Source organism: Kiritimatiellia bacterium (assembly GCA_028715905.1).
Lineage (GTDB): Bacteria > Verrucomicrobiota > Kiritimatiellia > JAAZAB01 > JAAZAB01 > JAQUQV01.
In genome coordinates this window covers 1-22,122 of sequence record JAQUQV010000010.1, presented here as the reverse complement: position 1 = coordinate 22,122, position 22,122 = coordinate 1, and the positions used below count along the sequence as shown (strand labels likewise).

Here is a 22,122-nt window from a genome sequence, read left to right as displayed (position 1 = left end):
AAATTACCACAACAAATAATATTTTTTTTCACTTTTCATCTTTATCTTCCGCCGTCGTTTCGGGCGCGTCGGTTTTTCCGATGGCAATCAGCTTGATTTTTCTGTTGGAGGGGAAACCCACTCCGGCCGGAATGAGATGGCCCATGATCACGTTCTCCTTGAACCCGTAGAGCTTGTCAATTTTACCGAGCGTGGCGGCGGTCGTAAGCACGCGGGTCGTATCCTGGAAAGAAGCGGCCGAGATGAAACTTTCCGTTTCAATGGAGGCCTTGGTTACGCCGAGGATGGCCGGCGCGGCCTCCGCCGGGTGTTTGCCCTCCAGCATGGCCTGGCGGTTGACTTCATGGAAATGTTTCTTGTCAACCAGTTCGTTCCATAAAAACTCGGTATCGCCGCAATTCGTGATTCTGACTTTTTTCAGCATCTGGCGGACTATGACTTCAATATGCTTGTCGTTGATTTCCACACCCTGCAGGCGGTAGACCTCCTGGATTTCGTTCACCAGATATTCCTGCAGTTCCTGCGGCCCGCAGACTTCAAGGATTTCCTGCGGCACAATCGGCCCCTCGGTCAAAGGCTCGCCTTTTTCCACATGATCGCCGCTGAACACGATGATATGTTTGCCGAGCGGAATAATATGTTCCTCCGCGGAGCCGGTTGCGATATCCTTGACGATGATTTTTCTGGAGCCCTTCTGAATGCCGCCGAACTCCACGATACCGGCGATTTTTGATATTTCCGCGGCGTCTTTCGGATGGCGCGCCTCAAACAATTCGGCGACCCGCGGCAACCCGCCGGTAATATCCTTTGTTTTGGCTTCCTTGCGCGGGGTTTTGGCCAAAACAGTGCCGGGCGTGACTATGCCGCCGTTGGCGACAAAAACATACGCGCCGGCGGGTATGCTGTATGTTGCCAGAGCCGCATGTGTTTTCTGATCCTTGACCAGTATCTGCGGATGGAGCTCTTCGTGGTAATCAAGGATCAGGATGCGCTTGAAACCGGTGATTTCGTCAACTTCCACCTTCATGGAAACGTTTTCAACAAAATCGCGGAACTGGACAACTCCGCCGTGTTCGGCAATGATCGGAACGCTGTGCGGTTCCCAGCGCACAAACACCTGGCCTCTGGCCACCTTGTCGCCTTCATTCAGGGAAATAATTGACCCGACCATCAGCAGATGGCGCTCAAGCTCGCGCCCGTCCGGGGCGCGGACAACGGCCGAACAGTGTTTGTTGAGAACGATGTTATTGCCCTGCGCGTCCTTGACCATCCGCGCGTCCTCAAAACCGATAATGCCTTCGTTTTTCGCCCTGATTTCGTTCTGACCCGCTTTGGAACTGGCCGCGCCGCCGATATGGAAGGTGCGCATGGTCAGCTGGGTGCCCGGCTCGCCGATGGACTGGGCCGCGATAATGCCGACCGCCGTCCCAAGTTCAACCAGGTGATCGGTGGTCAAATCGCGCCCGTAACATTTGGCGCACACGCCGCGCTTCGCCTCGCAGGTCAGCACGCTTCTGATTTTGATTGAATCAATGTCGCATTTTTCAATCAGCTCGGCTTCCGTCTCGCTGATATCCTGGCCGGCGGCGATGATCAGCTCGTTTGTCAGCGGATTGCGGATATCGTCCAGAACGGTGCGGCCGACGATCCGCTTGCTGATCGGTATATCCACCACGCCGGTAATGGCTGAAACGCGGATGCCGTTGAGGGTGTTGCAGTCGTGCTCGGTAATGATCACGTCCTGGGAAACGTCCACCAGCTTGCGGGTCAGGTAGCCGGCATCGGCCGTTTTCAGGGCGGTATCGGCCAGCCCCTTGCGGGCGCCGTGGGTGCTGATGAAATATTCATGCACGCTCAATCCTTCCCGGAAGTTTGAAACGATCGGGCGTTCAATAATCTCGCCGGAAGGTTTGGCCATCAGTCCGCGCATGCTCGCCAGCTGCCGGATCTGCTGCCGGCTGCCGCGCGCGCCGGAATCCACCATCATGAAAAGCGGGTTGGGGTTGCCGGTAAACTGCATGCGCTGCATTTCGCCCAGCATCGTGGCGGCGGTTTCATCGGTCGCTCTGGTCCAGATGTCAATGATCTTGTTGTACCGTTCGCCTTCGGTTATGATTCCGCGCTCGTACTGCTTGTCCACTTCCTTGACCTGGCGGCGCGCCTCGGCGACGATCGGCTTCTTGTTTTCCGGGGCGATCATGTCGTCAAGACCGATGGAAACGCCGGCCAGCGTGGCGTAGTGAAACCCGATTTTCTTGAGGTCGTCCAGGAGGCGGACCGTTTCCGCGCGCCCGGCCAGATGGTAACATTTCCCGATAATCGCGTTGAGCAGTTTTTTGACCACGGTATCGTTGATGAAACCGATCATATGGGGAAAGATTCGGTTAAAGAACACCCGGCCGACCGTGGTGGTGATGACCCGCTGGTCCGATTTTCCGTAAACGGTCTTGTTCAGGTAATCGGGATTGCGCAGGCGGATGGGCGTATGCACCTTGACCTTCCCGAGATCATAGGCGAATTGGACGTCGGCCGCATCGGCAAAGATCGGCAGATGATTGACTTTGCCGCCGCTCTGCGCGGGGAAAGATTCGCCCTTGGAAAAATTCGGACCGAGGGTCATGTAATAAATGCCCAGCGCGATATCCTGGGTGGGAGTGGTGATCGGCTTGCCGCTGGAGGGTGAAAAAAGGTTGTTCGTTGACATCATCAGCAGGTAAGACTCAAGCTGGGCCTCGGTTGAGAGCGGAACGTGCACCGCCATCTGGTCGCCGTCAAAGTCGGCGTTAAAGGCGGCGCAGACCAGGGGATGAATCTGGATGGCATCGCCCTCAATGAGCACCGGCTCAAACGACTGAATACTGAGCCGGTGCAGGGTCGGGGCGCGGTTCAGCATCACCGTCTTGCCTTTAATGACTTCATCCAGGGCGTCCCAGACCACGTCGCTCTGGGTTTCAATCAGTTTTTTAGCGCTGCGCACGGTATGCACAATGCCTTTTTCCTTCAGGCGGCGGATGATAAACGGCTCAAAAAGAACCAGCGCCATGCGTTTGGGAATTCCGCATTGCCGCAACTGCAGTTCGGGGCCGACCACGATCACGGAGCGCCCCGAATAGTCAACCCGCTTGCCGAGCAAATTCTGGCGAAACCGCCCCTGCTTGCCCTTGAGCATATCGCTGAGCGACTTGAGGGGACGGTTGCCGGTTCCCACCACGGGACGGCCGTGGCGGCCGTTATCCAGCAGGGCATCCACCGCTTCCTGGAGCATGCGCTTTTCATTGCGGATGATCACTTCCGGCGTTTTCAGCATGAGCAGGTTCTTCAGACGGTTGTTGCGGTTGATCACCCGCCGGTAAAGGTCATTGAGGTCGGAGGTGGCGAAACGCCCCCCCTCCAGCGGAACGAGCGGACGGAGGTCCGGAGGGATTACCGGCAAAACTTCTATAATCACCCACTCCGGGCGCATGTTATTGGCCCGCAAGCCCTCAATCAATTTCATCCGCTTCGCGAGTTTCTTGCGGGTCTGCTGGCTGCGCGAATGTTCCATCTGATTTTCCAGGCTGCGCATTATCTCATTCAGGTCAAGCTTCTTCATCAGATCGCGGATCGCTTCCGCGCCCATTTTGACCGTGAAATTATCGCCGTACTTGGCGACGGCCTCGCGATATTCCTCCTGCATGAGAATCTGTTTTTCCTTGAGGGGAGTGTTGCCGGGATCAATGACGATATAATCCTCGTAATAAAGAATACGCTCCAGGGCGCGGGCGGTAAGGTCCATGATCAGGCCGATGCGGCTGGGCATGCTTTTGCTGAACCAGATGTGCGCCACGGGCACGGCCAGCTCTATGTGGCCCATGCGCTCGCGCCGCACCCTGGAAACCGTAACCTCAACGCCGCAACGGTCGCAGACCACACCCTTATGTTTGATGCGCTTGTATTTTCCGCAGCTGCATTCCCAGTCGCGCTGGGGGCCGAAAATTCTTTCACAGAAAAGTCCGCCGCGTTCCGGCTTGTAAGTGCGGTAGTTGATGGTCTCGGGATTCTTGACCTCGCCGAAACTCCAAGAACGGATAGATTCCGGGGACGCCAGCCCGATGCCCACGGAGTCAAAATCAACCTGCTTTACTTCTTCCGGGCTTTTTTGAAAACCTGTTGTCTCCACCTTGCCTCCTCTGAAGTTTCCGCCATGAAACAAAGACAGAAATAAATTTAAAAAACTTTCCGAAACGCATGCCTTCGCGGCCGAACATCAATCCTTGGAAATTTTCTGCTTCTCCTCTCCTGAAGTCAACAAACGCATATCCAGGCACAAGCTCTGCAATTCCTTGATCAGAACATTGAACGACTCAGGCACCCCCGGCTCCACAATGTTTTCACCCTTGATGATCGCCTCGTAAATGCGCGTGCGTCCGTGCACGTCATCGCTCTTGACGGTCAACAGCTCCTGCAGGGCGTAAGCGGCCGAGTAAGCCTCCATGGCCCAGACTTCCATCTCGCCGAAACGCTGGCCGCCATACTGCGCTTTGCCGCCGAGCGGCTGCTGCGTTACCAGCGAATAAGGCCCTACCGCCCTGGCGTGAATTTTATCGCTTACCAGGTGATGCAGTTTCAACATGTAAATCACGCCCGTCGTAACCGGCTGTTCAAATTCCACGCCGGTGCGGCCGTCCCGCAAAACGGTCTTGCCGTTCGCGGGCAGTTTGTTTTCGCCAAGCTTTTTCTGAATCTCATTCTCGGCAATACCGTCAAAAATCGGGGTAACGACATGAATGCCCATTTCCTCGCAGACCCATCCCAGCTGGGTTTCGTACAACTGGCCGACGTTCATCCGCGAAGGCACCCCCAGCGGGTTAAGCACCATATCCACCGGCGTGCCGTCGGGCATAAAGGGCATATCCTCGTCCTTCATAATCCGGGCAATCACGCCCTTGTTGCCATGCCGGCCGGCCATTTTGTCCCCGACCGCCAGGCGTTTCTTGCTGGCGACATAAACCCTGACCTGCTTGACAATCCCTTCCTCTACGTCATCGCCGCTGGAAATGCGATGCAGCGCGTTCTCGCGCTCCATTTCAATTTCGGCAAACTGGTTTTTATGTTCGTTGATGATCCCCTGAATCCGCACCTGGATCGGGCTGGGGTCCACTTCAATATGTTCCCAGCAGGAAGAAAGCTTGCGCAGCAGGAACTTCGTGATCTTCCGGTTGGCGGGGATGATGATTTCCCCCGTTTCGGCATTGACCACGTCCAGCGGTATTTTTTCACCCAGAAGGACGTTGCTCAACGCGTCGGTCAACACCTCCAGCAGGTTCTGTTTCTTCTGCTTGTATTCCTCTTCAATCTGCTTGACCTGCTGGCGCCGCGCCTTGGCGCTCATTTTTTCCCTGTCCATATTTTCCTGGGCGGAAGCCCGCACTTCCATCACGATCCCCGAAGTGCCGCTGGGAACCCGCAGCGAGGTATCCCGGACGTCGGCCGCCTTTTCTCCGAAAATGGCGCGGAGCAGTCTTTCCTCTGGCGCCAGCTCGGTTTCGCTTTTCGGGGTTACTTTCCCGACCAGAATGTCGCCCGGCTTCACGCGGGCGCCGATGCGGATCACGCCGTCCGGCCCGAGATCGCGCAGGGCCTCTTCCGCGACATTGGGAATATCCCGCGTGATTTCCTCGGGACCGAGCTTGGTGTCGCGCGCGTTGATTTCAAACTTCTCAATATGCACCGACGTGAAAAAATCCTCGCGCACCAGCCGCTCGCTGACCAGGATCGCATCCTCAAAATTATAGCCGCCCCACGGCATGAACGCCACGAGCACGTTGCGTCCCAGGGCCAGTTCGCCTTCCGCCGTGCAAGGGCCGTCGGCCAAGACCATGCCCTTCACTACTTTCTGGCCCGCTTTCACGATCGGTTTCTGATTAATGCACGTGCCGGCATTGGAACACATGAATTTCCGCAGTTCGTAAACCTGGGCGGCCTCCCATTGTTTTGAATTTTTCTTGGGAAGCTTGCCGTCGGGAGTAACGATGATTTTGACCGCCGAAACATAGGCGACCCGGCCCGGCTCGGAAGCCGTCACCATAATCCGGGAATCCAGCGCGACCCGTTTTTCCAGGCCGGTTGAGACAAAGGCGCGTTCCGTGCGCAGGAGCGGCACGGCCTGGCGCATCATGTTTGACCCCATCAGCGCGCGGTTGGCGTCGTCATGCTCAAGGAACGGAATCAAACCGGCCGCCACGCTGACCATCTGCTTCGGCGAGGTGTCAATGTATTGAACGCTGTCCCGGCTCTTTTCCAGGAACTCGCCCCGGTACCTTACCGAGACAACCTCCTCGCGCAGCCGCCCTTTTTCATCCGTCGGCGCGTTGGCCTGAGCAATGACAAAATTTTCCTCCTGATCCGCCGTCAGGTAATCAACCTCGCCGGTTACGCGGCCGTCCTTGACCTTTATATAGGGCGTCTCAATAAAGCCGAAATCGTTCACGCGGGCATAAGTGCCCAGCGAGGAAATCAACCCGATGTTCGGCCCCTCCGGCGTCTCAATCGGACAAATCCGGCCATAATGGCTCGTGTGAACGTCGCGCACTTCAAAACCGGCCCTTTCCCGGCTCAAACCGCCGGGGCCGAGCGCGCTCATGCGCCGCTTGTGGGTCAACTCCGACAAGGGATTGGTCTGGTCCATGAACTGGCTCAACTGGCTGCGCGCAAAAAAGTCCAGCACCGAGGCGGAGAGTGATTTCGGGTTGATCAGTCTTTGCGGCATCGGTTTTTCAACCGAGGTGTCAATATACATGATTCTCTCGCGCAGGGTTCTCTGCGCCCGCGCCAGCCCGAGGCGGCACTGGTTCTCCAGCAACTCGCCGCCCACCTTCAAACGCCGGCTGCCGAGATGGTCAATATCGTCCACAACCCCGTTGCCGCGGGAAAGATTGATCAGGTAGCGGAGCGCCTCCACCATGTCCTCGTTGTCAATCGCCCGCAGTTCCTTGTTTTTGTCCAGTTTCAGCTTCTGATTGATCTTGTAACGGCCGACCCGGCCCAGATCAAAACGGCGCGCGTCAAAGAAAAGGTTTTTGAGCATCTGCCGGGCTCCGCTCACGGTCGGCGGGTCGCCGGGCCTGAGCTTCATGAATATTTCCTTGAGGGCTTCCTCCTCCGAATTGGTTTCATCTTTCTGCACGTTGCGCAGGAACAAACCCTCATCCCAGGAAACGTCAACGACCTCCACCGTCTCATATTCCGCGCCCTTCATCTGCTTGAGCAGGCCGCGCGTGATGTAATCGTAACGCCGGCCGATGATGGTCTGGGATTTAACGTCTATCACATCGTCTTTCAAAACGAGATTTTTGAGCTTTTCATCCGGAAAATCGCCGGAAACGTTGATCTTTTCAAAGCGGTAATAAAGGCGGAGCAGTTCGTCGTTGGCGCCGTAACCGAGCGCCCGCAGGAAAGTGACGGCCAGGAACTTGCGGCGGCGGTGCTGGCGGTCCAGGTAAATATAAATCATATGGCTGGCGTCAAACTGCACTTCAACCCAGGAGCCGTGGTCGGGAATCAGGCGGAACGAAAAGATGGACGAGCCGTTTGAATGCACGGTCCGTTCAAAACAAATGCCCGGCGAGCGATGGAGCTGGCTGACAATGCAGCGTTCGGCGCCGTTGATGACGAAACTCGCGCTTTCGGTGCTGATCGGCATCTCGCCCATGTAAACGACTTCCTCATAGACTTCGTCGCCGTTTTTCAGCCTGAATTTGACGTGAAGTGGCGCGGCGTAAGTTTCGCCGTCCTTTAAGCACTGATCCGGGGTTTTCTTGGTGGGCGTGAACTCGTAACTGACAAAATCAAGCACACAGCCGCCGTCGTAGCTTTCAATGGGAAAAATCTCCTTGAAAACCGCCTGCAACCCGATGTTCTTCCGCCGGCTGGCCGGCACATCCATCTGGAAGAAATCGCAGTATGAACGTTTTTGCAATTCAATCAGGTCAGGAGGCTCTATGATGCTTTTAAGTTTGCCGCAATCTATTGTTTCCGCCATATGAATATCCTTTGCGCTACCACCAGGTTGTCAGATTCTCGTCTGCAGGTTCATGGACGGCTTGCGGGCCGCCGGCCGCAAGCGGCCGAATTTTTCCGAGCTTCAAACTCTAACGCGCGCCTTTCCATTTCAGGTTCAAGTTGCCCGCGCGCAACTGAAACGTTTTTACGGCAGTCTCCGCCGCGGCGCGCGCAAAAAGCGCTGACTCTAAAAAAAACACCCACATCCAGCCGCGCGGCGGGAAGCGATCTTCCCTGCATTTGCGGCGGTTTTTAACATATCCGGCGCAATACCCCTGAAAATTACTTAATCTCAACCTTTGCGCCGACGGCTTCCAGTTTTTCCTTGATTTTGGCGGCGTCCTCCTTGGAAACCCCATCTTTAACCGGCTTCGGCGCGCCTTCAACAAGGTCTTTTGATTCTTTCAGCCCCAGGCCGGTAATCGCGCGGACTTCCTTGATCACCTGTATTTTCTGCGCGCCCGCGCTCGCCAGCACAACGGTAAACTCGGTTTTCGCCTCTTCGGTTTTGCCGCCCGCTCCGCCGCCGGCAACGCCGGCAACCGCCATCATCGGCGCGGCGGCCGACACTCCAAAACGCTGTTCCAACGCCTTCACCAGCTGGGATAATTCAAGAACGCTGATGGTTTCAACCCAGTCAATGAATTCCTTCATCTTCCCTTCAAGTTTAACATCGGAAGCGTTCGCCTGTGTTTGCACGTTTTCTGTTTTAACTTCATCTGCCATGACTGATCTCCTATTTATTACTGGATTTACTCTTTAACTCCTGAACCGCCCGCAGGGCATACACCACGCTGGCCATTTTCTGGCGCATAACGGACACCAGGCCGCGGACCGGCGCGGCCAATCCGCCGGCAAGCATGCCAAGCAGCTCAAGTTTTGAAGGCAGCTTGACCAATTGCGCGAACTCCGCCGCCGAGAACCGGCGGCCATCCAGAAAACCGCCCGCGATCGCCGCCACTTTATGTTCCTGCGCAAAATCGTCAATCAGCTTGGCGATGGAAATGCCGTCGCCTGATCCGAAGACAATGGCCAGGGGAATATCAGGCGGTTCGGCCATCTTCATCCCCGGCATATCGGCAACGGCTTTCATGAAAAAATTATTCTTGACCACGTGAAACGCGGAATTCTGTTTTGCGAGGCGCAGGCGCAACTCCTTGATCTGGCCGACCTTCATCCCCTTGTAGTTGGTTAAAATCAAATACGAGGCCCCCGTCACCCAGGAGCGGATTTCATTCACCATTGCGATTTTGTCCGGTCTCATAAAAAAACCTTTCTTATTCCGCCGCGGAAAATTCGCGCGGCTGTATGGGCAGGCCGACGCCCATTGTTGAACTGACCACGCAGCGCTTTATGAAGATGCCCTTGGCGGCGGCAGGCCGCGCGGCCACGACCGCGCCAACGACCGCCCGGGCGTTCTCCTCAAGCTTTTGCGCGTCAAAGGAACGTTTGCCGAAAGGCACCATGATGTTGCCGTGGCGGTCCATGCGGAATTCAACCCGCCCCGCCTTGCATTGTTTCACCGCCGCGGCCACGTCGTCGGTGATCGTGCCGGTCTTCGGGTTCGGCATCAGCCCGCGCGGGCCAAGAAATTTGCCGAGTTTGCGCACATCCTTCATCGCGTCCACCGTGGCGACCGCCACGTCAAAATCCAGCCACCCGCCCTGGATTTTCGCAATCATGTCCTCAAAGCCGACAAAGTCGGCGCCGGCCGCGCGCGCGGCCTCGGCCGCTGATCCGGACGCAAAAACCAGCACTTTCACGCTTTTGCCGGTGCCGTGCGGCAAACTCACCAGGCCGCGCACCGTCAGCTCGGATTTCTTAAAATCAAGTCCGAGCCGAAAGGCGATATCCAGGGTTTCATCAAATTTTGCGGCCGGGTTCTCCTTGATGAACGCGATCGCCTCGCCCAGCGCGTACTGTTTCTGCTCAACCTTGCTTTTCAGACTGCGGTATTTTTTTCCGTGCTCTTTCATGAACTTAAGATTTCGCGCTTACTGTTTTTGTTTTTTCTGTTTCCACTTTCGCCTGACTGCTGCTTTCTGGCTTCTGCGCTTCCTCCAGTTTTTCCACCACATCCACGCCCATACTGCGGGCCGTGCCTTCAATCTGGCGGGCCGCGCGTTTCGCGTCGGCCGTGTTCAAGTCCGGCAGTTTTGTTTTTACGATTTCCATCACCTGGGCCGAAGTAATCTTGCCGACCTTGTCGCGGTTGGGCACACCGGAGCCTTTGGCCAGTCCGGCGGCCTGTTTTATGAGAATTGCCGCCGGAGGGCTTTTCGTCACAAACGAAAAAGTTTTATCCTGATAGACGGTGATGACCACCGGCAGAATCATGCCGGCCTTGGCCTGGGTGGCGGCATTGAATTCCTTGCAGAAGCCCATGATATTGACGCCCTGCTGGCCGAGCGCGGGGCCGACCGGCGGCGCCGGATTGGCCTGCCCGGCCGGAATCTGCAGTTTGATGACCGCCGTTACTTTCTTCGCCATTTTTTATACCTCAAAAATAAATGTTAAACTTAAATTAAGCCGCCAAAAGGCGGCAACTGTTATTTTTCGCATGTAGGGGGCGTGCTTGTCGCGCCCCTTCAGAGGGCTTCGACGAGCGAAGCCCCTACAAAAAATAGACAACATTGAAATTCCTATGCATTAAAACTATTTTTTTGCCACAAAAAAAACTCTGCGCCTCTTTGTGGCTACTCTTAAAATCACTGCCCCTTCAAAATTAATCAAACCCGTTCCACCTGCCAGTATTCCAGTTCAACCGGAGCGGTGCGCCCGAAAATTGAAACAAAGACCTTTAACTTGCCCTTGTCCGGATCCACTTCCTCAACAATCCCGTTGAAATTAAGGAAGGGGCCGTCGGTGATTTTCACCGTTTCGCCCGGCTCAAAAACAACCTTGGGTTTGACTTTTTCCTTCTTGTCTTCAATCTGATACAGAATTGATTCCACTTCCCGCGACTGCAGAGGAACGGGGCGGGAGCCGCCGATAAACCCGATAACGCCGGGAGTGTCGTTCACGAAATACCAGGATTTTTCATTGATCTTGCCTTTATCGTCATACAAGACAATCTCAATCAGAACGTAACCGGGATAAAACATCCTCGTCAGCGTGCTTTTTTTGCCCTTTTTCACCTCCGAAACCTTTTCGGCAGGAATCGTTACCTCGCCGACCAGATCGCCCATTTCCTCAATTTTGATCCGGCGCAACAGGCTTTCCCTGACTTTGTTTTCCTTCCCGGTCAACGTATGAATGACAAACCATTGTTTTTCCATTGTGCGTTTCCTGGAAATTGCGGTCGGGTTCAAATGATCAGTTTCAACAGCCGCATAAGAATCAGGTCGCAGATGCCGACAAAAACCGCCAGCATGACAACCGAGACAACGACCACCACGGTGGATTCAACCAGCTCTTGCCGGGTTGGCCACGCCGATTTTCTGAGTTCAACGCCGACTTCGCCGATAAAACTTGCAAATTTGTCAAATATTCCCGGAATATTCATCGCCATACGCGCCTCCCGGTCACCACCGCTATTGGCCGCCGCGCAATCACAAGCCGCCGCCATTCGGCGGCGTCCACGGGGCAGGCCAGGGGGGACTCGAACCCACAACACCCGGTTTTGGAGACCGGTACTCTGCCAATTGAGCTACTGGCCTATTCCACAACCCGGACGCCGGACGTCCTGCTTCAGACATCGGACACGCGCATGCCGTCCCGCTTGCCCGGCGCAAAATACAATGTCAAAATGTTTCCCCGCCGCCTCGCTCTTCAACGGATTTCACGGTGAACGGTATGCTTGCGCTCAAAAGGACAATATTTTTTCAACTCCAACCTGTCGGGCGTCCGCTTCTTATCCTTGGTCGTCGTATAATTGCGCCGTTTGCATTCACTGCACGCCAGGGTAATGATTTCTCTTGGCATAGTATTGAATCAGGATATCAGGTTCACCGTCTTTCCGTCCCGGACAAAACGCCTTGCGATGCCGCCTGAAATGAGACGGACATACGCAAAATTGCGCCGGACAAACCCGGCCGCGAGCGGCGCTCCTTTTTGCCGCTCTCCATTAGCCCCGGCGGCGGAAGTTATACGGAACGGAGTTTGTTTTTACGCGATAATTTCGGTCACCTGGCCGGCGCCCACCGTCCGTCCGCCTTCCCGGATCGCAAACCGGACGCCCTTTTCCATGGCAATCGGAACAATCAGTTTGACTTCCACTTCCACGTTGTCGCCCGGCATAACCATTTCAACATTGGCGGGCAAGGTTACCGAGCCCGTCACATCGGTGGTGCGGAAATAAAATTGCGGACGATAACCGTTGAAAAACGCGGTATGGCGCCCGCCCTCATCCTTCGCCAGCACATAGACCTGTCCCTTGAAATGAGTATGCGGCGTAATGGAACCGGGTTTGGCCAGAACCTGGCCGCGCTGCACGTCTTCTTTTTTCGTGCTCCTCAGGAGGCAGCCGACATTGTCGCCGGCCTGGCCCTGATCCAGCAGTTTGCGGAACATTTCCACACCGGTAACAACTGTTTTCTGGGTATCCCGCAAGCCGACGATTTCAACCTCGTCCGCGACCTTGATCACGCCGCGCTCAATTCTTCCGGTTACGACCGTGCCGCGGCCTTCAATTGAGAAGACGTCCTCAATCGGCATCAGGAAAGCCTGGTCAATGATACGCACGGGCTCCTGAATGTAGCTGTCCAGCGCGTCCATAAGGTCAAGGATGCACTTGGCGGCCGGGTCGTCCGCTTTCGTCGCGCTCAAGGCCTTGATGGCACTGCCGCGGATAATCGGAATTTTATCGCCGGGGAACTGATAGCTTGTCAACAGGTCGCGGATTTCCATTTCTACCAGGTCCAGCAGTTCCGGGTCGTCAACCAGGTCAACCTTGTTGAGGAAAACGACAATCGCGGGCACGCCCACCTGGCGGGCCAGCAGAATGTGTTCGCGCGTCTGGGGCATCGGACCGTCCGCAGCGCTGACCACCAGAATAGCGCCGTCCATCTGCGCCGCGCCGGTGATCATGTTTTTGACATAATCGGCGTGGCCCGGGCAATCCACATGGGCATAATGCCGTTTGTCGGTTGAATACTCAACGTGGGACGTCGCAATCGTCAGAATCTTGGTCGGGTCGCGGCGGCCCTGCGATTCGGAAGCTTTTGCCACCTGGTCGTAGGGCACATAGTCGCTCATGCCCTTCAAGGACTGAACCTTGGTCATCGCCGCCGTCAAAGTCGTCTTGCCATGATCAACGTGACCGATCGTGCCTACATTAACGTGCGGCTTTGTCCGCTCAAATTTTTCTTTTGCCATATCTCTTTCCTCCTTCGCTTATTCGTTTCATGCCGGCGGCGGCAGAATTTGCGCCCAAGCCCACGAACGGAATCGAACCGTTGACCTCATCCTTACCAAGGATGTGCTCTTCCAACTGAGCTACGTGGGCAAATTTTAAAAAAACTCAGCCGCACATCCTCCGTAAAAATAAAAACAAACCCCACCCTCCTTTCAACGTTTATTTCACGCTGAAAGCAGTTTTAATATGAGGCATTGTGCGTAACCGGCCGCCCGGGGCTGTTCCCGCATGACGCGACCCTTTTATAAATGAGCGGTTATTTCTAACAAATAACCGCAGGATGTCAATAACTTTTTTAAATTATTTTTTGCCGCATAATTTGACGGCTAGAAACAAAAAAGGTATGCTCGCCCCCGGCATGAAAGCACTGATCCAGCGCGCCGCCCGGGGCCGGGTCCTCCTGGACGGAAAACCGGCCGGAGAAATCGGCCCGGGATTCGTCGTTTTCCTCGGCGTCAGGCAGGGCGACACGGAAAATGACGCGAAACACCTCGCGGAAAAAACATCCGCCCTGCGCATTTTCCCCGACGAGCGCGGCCGCATGAATCTTTCCATCATGGACACCGGAGGCGCCGCGCTGGTCGTATCCCAGTTTACCCTGCACGCCGACACCCGCAAGGGCAACCGCCCCAGCTTTATGATGGCCGCGCCGCCCGGCGAGGCGGAACGTTTGTACGAATGTTATCTCGCCGCGCTGCGGCGCATCCTCGGCGACGACAAGGTCGCCAGCGGGGTATTCCAGGCAAAAATGACGGTGGAAATTTTCAACGACGGTCCGGTAACAATTGAATTGAATAGCGCCGGCGAACGGGAAAACCTGTTTTAAAAGTTGCGCATAGCACTTAAAAGCATATAAACGCGCGCTTTGCGTGCAAAATTAACATAAGCTTTATTCTTCCACCAACGCCAGCATTCTTTCCTTCGGAATCACGAATTTGAACGTCCGGCTGTTTTTGCTACCCGCCCGCGCTCCTTTCGCCGTCCGGCCCGAAATCATGTCCTTCAGTTCCCGGGCGCGCAAATAATCCCCGGAGACTTCAAGCGCCGCCGTTTTGCACCCGGATTCGCAGAAAACAAAAAACACGCGCCGGCCGCCGCTTTTTCCCGCGCGCAGATAAACATCCGCCCCGCGGCCGGCAAAAATCTCCGCGTTCCGAACAAACCCGGCGCGCGCGCAAACCATCTTTAAAAAATCCTCAAACCCGCGGGCTCGTTTTTTCAAATACGTTTCTCCCAGATATGTTCCGAGCAGGACTATCCTGCCTTTGCCGAACACCGTTTCGCCGGCCAGGATTTCCCGGCCATGTTTGGCCCATATTTTTATTTTACCGCGGTCCAGTTGCCACGGCGTCGCCCACTGCGATCCGGTCAAGTCAAAGCGCCGGCCGCGGACAACAACCCGGAACCGGAAAACATCCCCGTCCGTTGAACGGCGGCCGATTTCCCGCGCGCCGCATTTATCCAGGAAGCGGTCTCCGGGATAACGGTAAAGGCCGCGCGAATCAAAGGCGCCGCATTCCGATTCCACCGCCAATGTGCCGCCACCGGCAATATAAGCGCGCAGTTTTGCGCCGGTCTTTTCATCAACCACCAGGGCGCGCGGCATAAAGAGAATTTTCAGCCGCCGCAATTCATCCAGATGTTCCTCTTCAATCATCTCAAAGGGAATGTTCGCCCTGGCCAGCGCCTTGCCGTATCCCAGCAGCGCTTTCAAATAAACCGCGCTTTTTCCGTTGTGGCACCAGTGCAGATAGGCCGACTGCGGGCTGAAAAATATCCCCACCTCGGCGCGGCCGGGCCGGTATTTGTCCAGAATGCCCCTGTATTTTGACAGGACGCCCGCGGTGGCCTTGAAAGCCGCCAGACGTTCCGCGGCGTGGCCGTCAAAACCGGAAATTCCAAAGCCGCCCGCCTCGGTGGTAAAAACCTCGTCCCTCCAGCACCAGAAAAGAACGGCTTCCGCGCCGGCCGCGATGCCGTTCCAGAGCCAGTGCTGCTGCTCCACCGCGCCGACCGGATCCTGCTGAGAAAACCCCTGCGCGGCGCGGCCGCCCTGCAATTCGCTCAGCCAGAGTCTTTTCTTTCCGGCCGCCGACCGGATCGTGTTCATGCGCACGATATAGTCGGCCAGATCTTCCCGGCCCCATTTCGGGAAACTGGAACACCCGATGCCGTCCAGGCAGGAAGCCAGATCCCAGTCATTGCCGCGGTCCAGCGGAGTAAGAATCTGGGGATCAATAATATTGAACGGATCCGTCCCGCAATAATACGGACTGGGAGCGCCGCCGTGCACAGTGACGGGATGATCCGGATCAACCGTTTTTATGGTTTCATATCTTTTCCGGCCATGCTCGCTGGCGCGCAAGGTAAGGAAATGCTGGAATGCCATGGTCTCCGTGAAAGGCCGGTTTGGCAGCCACCCGGGGGAAACGTCCTCCCAGTTGACGTAACGCCTCTGCCAGGCCCGGTTCAATCCCTCCAATCCGTCGTATTTTTCGCGCAGCCACTCCCGGAAAAACCTCAAGGTATGTTCGCAGAAACACACGAGCCCCTGCGCCTGCACGTTCCAGCGCAGTTCATTCCAAACGTCCCATCCGTACAAATTCCGGGCAGTCTTGTAACGCCCGGCCACCTCCCGGAAAAACAGCTGCATCCTTTCCCACACGACCGGATGATCAAAACATCCGCCCGGTGTGATGCCGAAATGGCATTCAACCCGGTTGGCGGAAACGACTTTCTGGCCGAGGTGATTGAGCATTTCCGAGCCGGGAATCTCGCGGTGAATCCAAAGGGGCTGAACTTCGGCAATCGCGCTTAAAACCACTTTCAGGTTGTTTTTGCCGGCCAACTCCACCAGCCGGTCATAGTCGGAAAAATCAAAACGCCCCGGCCGGGCCTCAACCCAACTCCAGAGCACCCATAACTGCAGAGTGTTGAATCCGGCCGCGCGGATCTTTTTCAGATCGTCTTCCCAGTAACGCGCATCAGGAAACGGCGGACGGTAATATTGAACTCCGATCTGCATGTTTTGTCCCCGCAGTATATGAACCGTCTTTTGAATTGTCAATTTGCGAAATTCATGAAAAAAACAATTTTAATTATTGACTCCCCGCCGGATTTTTAATACAAACGCTCCACTTTGTCTTTTTCAACCCTGGCAACAAGCTTTTTTCAAGAAAGAACGACGCGAAAAAACAAAAAAGGAGAAAACACCATGGCAGTCAAAATCGGAATCAACGGCTTCGGCAGAATCGGGCGCCTCGTTTACCGCGCGGCTTATGAGATGAAAGCGCTGGACCAGCTGGAATTTGCGGCGGTGAACGACCTCACCGACACCAAAACGCTGGCCCATCTGCTGAAATACGACTCCACCTTCGGAAAATTCCCGGGCGCCGTCAGCCACGACGAGCAGAACATAATTATTGACGGCAAAAAAATCAAAACGCTCGCCGTCAAGGAAGGTCCCGGCAAAATGCCCTGGAAAGACCTCGGCGTACAGGTCGTCCTGGAAAGCACCGGCCGTTTTACCGACAACACCGAAAAGGCGAAGGAAACCGACCGGCCCGGCCTGCATATCACCGCCTCAGGCGCCAAAAAAGTCCTGATCAGCGCGCCGGCCAAGGGCCACGACGTTACCCTGGTGATGGGCGTCAACGATAACGCCTATGACCCGGGCAAACACCATGTCATTTCCAACGCCTCCTGCACCACCAACTGCCTCGCGCCCATGGTGAAGGTCTTGAACGACGCCTTCGGGATTGAAAAAGGCCTGATGACCACCATTCATTCCTACACCAACGACCAGCGCATTCTTGATTTCCCCCACAAGGATTTGCGCCGGGCGCGCTCCGCGGCGGTCTCCATCATCCCCACCACGACCGGCGCGGCCAAGGCCATCGCGGAAGTTATTCCCGAAATGAAAGGCAAACTACACGGTTACGCCCTGCGCGTTCCCACCCCGGACGGCTCCGTAACCGACCTCTCGGTGGTCCTTAAAAAGACCGCCGCCGCCGACCAGATCAACGCGGCGTTCAAAAAGGCCGCCGATGGATCCCTGAAGGGATTCCTGGCTTATTCCGACGATGACATTGTCCTCGCGGACATCGTCGGCGACCGGCACAGCTGTATTTTTGACAGCAAGCTCACCATTGTCCTCGGCGACAATCTGGCCAAGATCGTCGGCTGGTATGACAACGAATGGGGTTACTCGTGCCGTTGCGTGGATTTGCTGAAGAAGCTGGCGGCGACGCTGAAATAGACACATTTAATCAGGTCGCCAAAGGCGGCAATTATATTGGATCCATGTAGGAGCCGCATCCCTATGCGGCGATTCCGGACGGCAAAGCATACATCGCCGAACGCGGGTTCGGCTCCTACAACGGAACGTTTGAGCATATTTTTGGAATTCATACACATGAACAAAAAAACCGTCCGCGACGTTGACCTGAAAAACAAGCGCGTTCTCATGCGCGTGGATTTTAACGTGCCGCTGGAAAACGGCAGGGTATCCGATGACACCCGCATCCGCGCCGCGCTTCCGACCATTCAATACGTCCTTGACCAGGGTTCCTCTCTGGTGCTCATGAGTCATCTCGGCCGGCCGACCGGCAAGCCGGATGTGAAATTCAGCCTGAAACCCGCCGCCGAACGGCTGGCCGAAATCCTCGGCAAACCCGTCGGGTTCGCGCCGGACTGCATCGGTCCGGAGGCCGAGGCAATGGCCCGGTCTCTGAAACCGGGCGAAGTGCTTTTACTGGAAAACCTCAGGTTTCATCCGGAAGAAGAGGGAAAACCCGACCTGCCAAAAACCGCTTCGGACGAGGAGAAAAAAGCGGCCAAGGCTGAAATGAAAAAGAAGCAGAAGGTCTTTGCCGGCCAACTGGCGCAGTTCGGAAACGTATACGTCAACGACGCCTTCGGCACGGCGCACCGGGCGCATGCCTCCATCGTGGGGGTGGCGGAATCTTTCCGGGAACGCGCCGCCGGTTTCCTGATGGAGAGGGAAATTGAATACTTGAGCAAAGCCACCTCCAACCCGGCCAAGCCTTACGCGGCCATCATCGGCGGCGCCAAAATCAGCGACAAAATCAATGTCCTTACCAATCTCCTGGACAAGGTTGACGCCCTGCTGATCGGCGGCGGCATGGCCTATACTTTTTACCGCGCGAAAAACCTGCCGGTCGGCAAATCCCTCGTGGAAAGCGACAAGGTTGACCTGGCCCGGGACGTCCTTGCCCAAGCCGCCCAAAAGGGCGTGCAACTGCTCCTGCCGGTTGACAATATTATCGCCGACGCCTTCAGCGCCGACGCCAACACCAGGGTCGCGGATGAAAACGGCATTGAGGAAGGCTGGATGGCGCTGGATATCGGCCCCAAAACCGCCCAGCTTTTCGCGGCCGCGATCAAAAACGCGAAGACCATCGTCTGGAACGGGCCCATGGGCTGTTTTGAAATGGCCCCGTTTGAAGACGGCACTTTCGCCGTCGCCCGCGCCATCGCCGCCAACCGCGGCTGCGTCAGCATCATCGGCGGAGGCGACAGCGTCAGCGCGGTCAACAAAAGCGGCCTGGCGGATAAAATGAGCCATATCAGCACCGGCGGCGGCGCCAGCCTGGAATTCCTGGAAGGAAAGGAATTGCCGGGCATCGCGGTCCTGAGCGACAAATAGTTGTTTAAGTTTTTGTTTTTTGGTCTGATAAACAGGATTCTGCAGCGTATTTTTTAATCCCGCCCATAGCGTAATCCCGCCTCGGATTCAGGAGAAGAAACATGATGCATCAAGCAAAACTATATGTTGTTTTACTGGCATTTATGCTGGGTTGGCATGGTCTGCCCGAGCGTGTCTTTGCCTGGGATTATACCCAGAGCGCGAATTTTGGGATATTGCAACCCGGCGATCATGTTGATTTCACGGTTACACCGCCTAAAAACGCGAAGGGGGACAATGCGATTGTGACAAAAGGCGCTTGCGATCAACCCGGCGGATTTATCTGGGTGGGCGGGCCGGCAAGCTGGAACGGGACTGTACCGCCGGATTTTGCGGCCCAGCACATTGGTCGTTTCAGCGGCGAATATACCTATCCGGGGACAAACGCGGGCCGGGCATTAACCTGGAAAATGGATACGGAGGCGGAGGTTGTTAAGCTGGAGACGATAACCGACGCTACAATCCCTGTCGACCGCACAAGAAAAAAACTCGGTGTTGGAGAAAAAGTTACTCTAACACTTGAAGGCGCAACAGGAAGCCAAGTTACATGGTCATTAACAGGGGATGGATCAATATATCCATCGTCTGGCAGTTCAACCAAATTCACTGCGCATGAAAGAGCTTCCGGTGCGTCCGTCACGGCTGCATATAAGGGCAAAACATACACCGCTAATTTCTCAGTAGTTGAGCCAAGTGGAATAGAGATGGAACGAGAACCCGGAACAACAAACTGGCACATAAACGGAACAGCATCTGCTGGATTCAAAGGCCGAGCATATATAACGCCAAATGATGTTTCCTTCATCAATATTGAGATGAGAGAACAGTCATGCGTGGGGATAGGAAATGGGTTCTACAGCGATTTGAATGGTGCTATTCATCCTATTGGTGACTGGGGAAAAGTTATTGCCGGTACAGAAACAAAGCCCAACAAGGATGACTTCGTGGATACTGTGCAAAGCGATAGTCGAGAGCCACCCTTTTCATACGGCACATTCACATGGCCAATACCATGGGAGTTCCGGGTCGGAAGTGGAAATGCGAAAGTTTTCAAGACCGTAACACATTACCAAGAAGCAGACGACACCGGTAAAATTACAATAAGTAAAGGCGGATTTTCGGTAAGTAAAAACGCTGATGATCCAACGTCTGGATATTAAAAAAACGCGAGAGGAGGGGAAAATGAAAATCATTATAACTGTTTGCCTTTCAGTTTTTATTTCTTTGGTTTCCATAAGCTTAGCAGAAGATGCAGAAAATCAAAAAAACACAGAGAGACTCACAATGAAAACCGTGGAAATTAAGGCAAAAGAAATTGATAGCAATTTGGTTAGATTTCATAAAGAGAAAGACGTTCAAATCATTGAACAAATAATCGGCAGCCTGACCAGCCTGCGGAAACTTGATAAACTAAACGTCGATGAATGGCTCACGGAATGGCCAAACGCACGCAGGATTCAGGCGGAGCTTTGGTTTAAATTACATGAGGCAGTAGAGAAAGAAATCGATAAGAACTTTGATTTTACCTCTTCTCCCCAGAGAAACATTTCTGCTCCGGGTTCATATCCATCAGGGGTAGCCCCCGAATCGATAAAAGAACCTGAACTCCGTAAAGAATATGAAAAAGCCCTTGCAGAAAACAAGAAAAAAATAGACGAGCATAATTTTCAGTATCGTCTTCGCAAGCTGGAAGAGGACATATCTTACAAACTGGAATGTTTCCTGGTGGAAGTATACTCACAACCACCTGAGGCGATTGATGAGCTTCAAAAAATAATGGACACCTACAAGATGAACGAGGAAACAAAGAGCAGAATGCTGAAAAAATTATCCAAGTAGTTAAAATGCCGTAGCAGATACAAACAACTCTGATAAAGTCATACAGTATCTTCTCATGCCAGTAACGAATAAAATATCAAACGCATCCCAAGACATACTTATACCTTAAATGTATCGTGCCTCTAAATTAAGTATTAACGTCACCATTGCTTTCTGCTTGTGCCTTACCTCCTGCCTGCCAGCCATTGCCGGCAATCCATCCAACGAAGCGGAAGAAGCCTGTCTCCGCGAAGAATTGATGTTCCGCCACATCCGCAAAATGGCGGACGGAACATTCAGCAAAAATGATTTCAAAGCCTGCGAATATTTTCTGGCCGAAGCAATATCCGCGGCACGCACGCGCTGGCTTGCGATCCTGGCGCGTTACCAGAACATAATGGAACAAAATCCGCTGGCGACCCTCACGCTGGTTGCGCCGGTATTGGTCGGGGAGGACAAAGCGCGGCAGTGGAAAACGGCTCAAGCCGAAGCGGAACAAAAGGAAAAAGCACAAAAAGGGAAACCAGTCAAATCCAAACAGCCTGAACGTTCAGAGCCGCAACGTTTATTTGCCTCCTTCCCGCCTGCGGAGGAATGGATAATTGACCGTGTTACGGCGGACTGTGCCGTGGAGGCGACAAGAGCGCATTTGGCATTGAAGGAATACGAGACGGCCTTGGACCAGATCAATTACCTGGGGCCGAAGCTTGAAGAATTAGCACGGGTATTGGTCTGTGAATGCGGCGGCGATCTGCTTATGACCATGCAACGGTATGAACAAGCTGTCCGGTTTTACGGGTATGCCCTATATTGTCTCAATGAACAGCGGAAAGTGCCGCTGGACAAGGCGGCGGCAGAGAAGGCCGGCCGGGAAACGGATAGATTCATTACGGATAACGAATTTGGCTTGTATCGGGGCGAAATGATAGAGGCGAAAGCCGATTACTGTCTGGAAATTCTTTATGATCCTGCTGGGGCGGCGGAGGGGTATATCTTGACTTTATGCTGGGAAACTGTATGGTAATGACGGAACAGAATTACGGCGAAGCGCTCAATTATTTTAATAAATTCAGACAGGAGTACCGGAATACTCCGACCTGGCCACGGGCAATTATGGCGGGCTTTATGATCTATCAAAATAAGGGCCAAGATGATAAAGCGCTGGCCGCATTGAAGGACGTTCATCGGCGTTTCCCGGACA

Annotated in this window: 17 protein-coding genes, 2 tRNA genes and 1 pseudogene; 7 read left to right on the top strand and 13 right to left on the bottom strand. The window is 54.7% G+C overall.

What is annotated here, in order from left to right; all coding sequences use genetic code 11:
• Window positions 1-28: 28 nt before the first annotated feature.
• The 12 genes and pseudogenes from rpoC to PHP98_03445 all read right to left on the bottom strand — a co-directional run bounded on the left by rpoC (window position 29) and on the right by PHP98_03445 (window position 13,486).
• Window positions 29-4,159, bottom strand: a complete 4,131-nt coding sequence (rpoC, locus tag PHP98_03500) for a DNA-directed RNA polymerase subunit beta' (GenBank protein MDD5482701.1) — start codon at window positions 4,157-4,159, stop codon at window positions 29-31.
• 87 nt (window positions 4,160-4,246) lie between these two features.
• On the bottom strand, window positions 4,247-8,020 hold the full coding sequence (gene rpoB, locus PHP98_03495; protein MDD5482700.1) for a DNA-directed RNA polymerase subunit beta: 3,774 nt from the start codon (window positions 8,018-8,020) through the stop codon (window positions 4,247-4,249).
• A gap of 302 nt (window positions 8,021-8,322) precedes the next feature.
• Complete coding sequence (gene rplL / locus PHP98_03490) at window positions 8,323-8,694, bottom strand: 50S ribosomal protein L7/L12 (GenBank protein ID MDD5482699.1); 372 nt, start codon at window positions 8,692-8,694, stop codon at window positions 8,323-8,325.
• 82 nt (window positions 8,695-8,776) lie between these two features.
• A complete protein-coding gene (gene rplJ / locus PHP98_03485; GenBank protein MDD5482698.1) occupies window positions 8,777-9,304 on the bottom strand; it encodes a 50S ribosomal protein L10 in 528 nt (175 codons plus the stop codon).
• A 13-nt stretch (window positions 9,305-9,317) separates the two neighbouring features.
• Window positions 9,318-10,016 carry a 50S ribosomal protein L1 gene (gene rplA, locus PHP98_03480; GenBank protein ID MDD5482697.1) on the bottom strand — a complete coding sequence of 233 codons (699 nt, stop codon included), beginning with the start codon at window positions 10,014-10,016 and terminating at the stop codon, window positions 9,318-9,320.
• 91 nt (window positions 10,017-10,107) lie between these two features.
• Window positions 10,108-10,530: pseudogene (gene rplK / locus PHP98_03475) on the bottom strand (50S ribosomal protein L11).
• Window positions 10,531-10,769: 239 nt separating this feature from the next.
• Complete coding sequence (gene nusG, locus PHP98_03470; protein MDD5482696.1) at window positions 10,770-11,318, bottom strand: transcription termination/antitermination protein NusG; 549 nt, start codon at window positions 11,316-11,318, stop codon at window positions 10,770-10,772.
• Window positions 11,319-11,347: 29 nt separating this feature from the next.
• Complete coding sequence (gene secE, locus PHP98_03465) at window positions 11,348-11,551, bottom strand: preprotein translocase subunit SecE (protein ID MDD5482695.1); 204 nt, start codon at window positions 11,549-11,551, stop codon at window positions 11,348-11,350.
• A gap of 75 nt (window positions 11,552-11,626) precedes the next feature.
• Window positions 11,627-11,699: transfer RNA gene (locus tag PHP98_03460), tRNA-Trp, on the bottom strand.
• Window positions 11,700-11,811: 112 nt separating this feature from the next.
• A complete protein-coding gene (gene rpmG / locus PHP98_03455; GenBank protein MDD5482694.1) occupies window positions 11,812-11,964 on the bottom strand; it encodes a 50S ribosomal protein L33 in 153 nt (50 codons plus the stop codon).
• Window positions 11,965-12,147: 183 nt separating this feature from the next.
• A complete protein-coding gene (gene tuf / locus PHP98_03450; protein ID MDD5482693.1) occupies window positions 12,148-13,356 on the bottom strand; it encodes an elongation factor Tu in 1,209 nt (402 codons plus the stop codon).
• A 57-nt stretch (window positions 13,357-13,413) separates the two neighbouring features.
• A tRNA-Thr gene (locus tag PHP98_03445) sits at window positions 13,414-13,486 on the bottom strand.
• A 268-nt stretch (window positions 13,487-13,754) separates the two neighbouring features.
• Between PHP98_03445 and dtd the strand changes: the two genes are divergently transcribed.
• Complete coding sequence (gene dtd, locus PHP98_03440; protein ID MDD5482692.1) at window positions 13,755-14,222, top strand: D-aminoacyl-tRNA deacylase; 468 nt, start codon at window positions 13,755-13,757, stop codon at window positions 14,220-14,222.
• A 63-nt stretch (window positions 14,223-14,285) separates the two neighbouring features.
• Here the strand turns inward: dtd and PHP98_03435 are convergent, their stop codons facing one another.
• Window positions 14,286-16,421: a beta-galactosidase gene (locus tag PHP98_03435; GenBank protein ID MDD5482691.1), complete on the bottom strand. Its 2,136-nt coding sequence runs from the start codon at window positions 16,419-16,421 to the stop codon at window positions 14,286-14,288.
• A gap of 189 nt (window positions 16,422-16,610) precedes the next feature.
• Here PHP98_03435 and gap point away from each other — a divergent pair, with 189 nt between their 5' ends.
• From gap to PHP98_03405, 6 genes are all read left to right on the top strand, one after another.
• A complete protein-coding gene (gap, locus tag PHP98_03430; protein MDD5482690.1) occupies window positions 16,611-17,654 on the top strand; it encodes a type I glyceraldehyde-3-phosphate dehydrogenase in 1,044 nt (347 codons plus the stop codon).
• 156 nt (window positions 17,655-17,810) lie between these two features.
• Window positions 17,811-19,064: a phosphoglycerate kinase gene (locus PHP98_03425; GenBank protein MDD5482689.1), complete on the top strand. Its 1,254-nt coding sequence runs from the start codon at window positions 17,811-17,813 to the stop codon at window positions 19,062-19,064.
• 101 nt (window positions 19,065-19,165) lie between these two features.
• The gene (locus tag PHP98_03420) at window positions 19,166-20,263 is read left to right on the top strand and encodes a hypothetical protein (GenBank protein MDD5482688.1); all 1,098 of its coding nucleotides are present in this window, start codon (window positions 19,166-19,168) and stop codon (window positions 20,261-20,263) included.
• A gap of 22 nt (window positions 20,264-20,285) precedes the next feature.
• The gene (locus PHP98_03415; GenBank protein ID MDD5482687.1) at window positions 20,286-20,942 is read left to right on the top strand and encodes a hypothetical protein; all 657 of its coding nucleotides are present in this window, start codon (window positions 20,286-20,288) and stop codon (window positions 20,940-20,942) included.
• Between the two features lie 109 nt (window positions 20,943-21,051).
• A complete protein-coding gene (locus PHP98_03410) occupies window positions 21,052-21,945 on the top strand; it encodes a hypothetical protein (GenBank protein ID MDD5482686.1) in 894 nt (297 codons plus the stop codon).
• Window positions 21,939-22,122, top strand: a 184-nt coding sequence (locus PHP98_03405; protein ID MDD5482685.1) for a tetratricopeptide repeat protein, incomplete at its 3' end; no start/stop codon positions are given. The genes PHP98_03410 and PHP98_03405, both read left to right, overlap by 7 nt.

What these genes read in the sequence shown, in the direction of transcription:
- rpoB (MDD5482700.1), bottom strand. Translation starts at nt 8,020, where the DNA reads ATGGCGGAAACAATAGATTGCGGCAAACTTAAAAGCATCATAGAGCCT.
- rplL (MDD5482699.1), bottom strand. Translation starts at nt 8,694, where the DNA reads ATGAAGGAATTCATTGACTGGGTTGAAACCATCAGCGTTCTTGAATTA.
- rplJ (MDD5482698.1), bottom strand. Translation starts at nt 9,304, where the DNA reads ATGAGACCGGACAAAATCGCAATGGTGAATGAAATCCGCTCCTGGGTG.
- rplA (MDD5482697.1), bottom strand. Translation starts at nt 10,016, where the DNA reads ATGAAAGAGCACGGAAAAAAATACCGCAGTCTGAAAAGCAAGGTTGAG.
- nusG (MDD5482696.1), bottom strand. Translation starts at nt 11,318, where the DNA reads ATGGAAAAACAATGGTTTGTCATTCATACGTTGACCGGGAAGGAAAAC.
- secE (MDD5482695.1), bottom strand. Translation starts at nt 11,551, where the DNA reads ATGGCGATGAATATTCCGGGAATATTTGACAAATTTGCAAGTTTTATC.
- rpmG (MDD5482694.1), bottom strand. Translation starts at nt 11,964, where the DNA reads ATGCCAAGAGAAATCATTACCCTGGCGTGCAGTGAATGCAAACGGCGC.
- tuf (MDD5482693.1), bottom strand. Translation starts at nt 13,356, where the DNA reads ATGGCAAAAGAAAAATTTGAGCGGACAAAGCCGCACGTTAATGTAGGC.
- dtd (MDD5482692.1), top strand. Translation starts at nt 13,755, where the DNA reads ATGAAAGCACTGATCCAGCGCGCCGCCCGGGGCCGGGTCCTCCTGGAC.
- PHP98_03435 (MDD5482691.1), bottom strand. Translation starts at nt 16,421, where the DNA reads ATGCAGATCGGAGTTCAATATTACCGTCCGCCGTTTCCTGATGCGCGT.
- gap (MDD5482690.1), top strand. Translation starts at nt 16,611, where the DNA reads ATGGCAGTCAAAATCGGAATCAACGGCTTCGGCAGAATCGGGCGCCTC.
- PHP98_03425 (MDD5482689.1), top strand. Translation starts at nt 17,811, where the DNA reads ATGAACAAAAAAACCGTCCGCGACGTTGACCTGAAAAACAAGCGCGTT.
- PHP98_03420 (MDD5482688.1), top strand. Translation starts at nt 19,166, where the DNA reads ATGATGCATCAAGCAAAACTATATGTTGTTTTACTGGCATTTATGCTG.
- PHP98_03415 (MDD5482687.1), top strand. Translation starts at nt 20,286, where the DNA reads ATGAAAATCATTATAACTGTTTGCCTTTCAGTTTTTATTTCTTTGGTT.
- PHP98_03410 (MDD5482686.1), top strand. Translation starts at nt 21,052, where the DNA reads ATGTATCGTGCCTCTAAATTAAGTATTAACGTCACCATTGCTTTCTGC.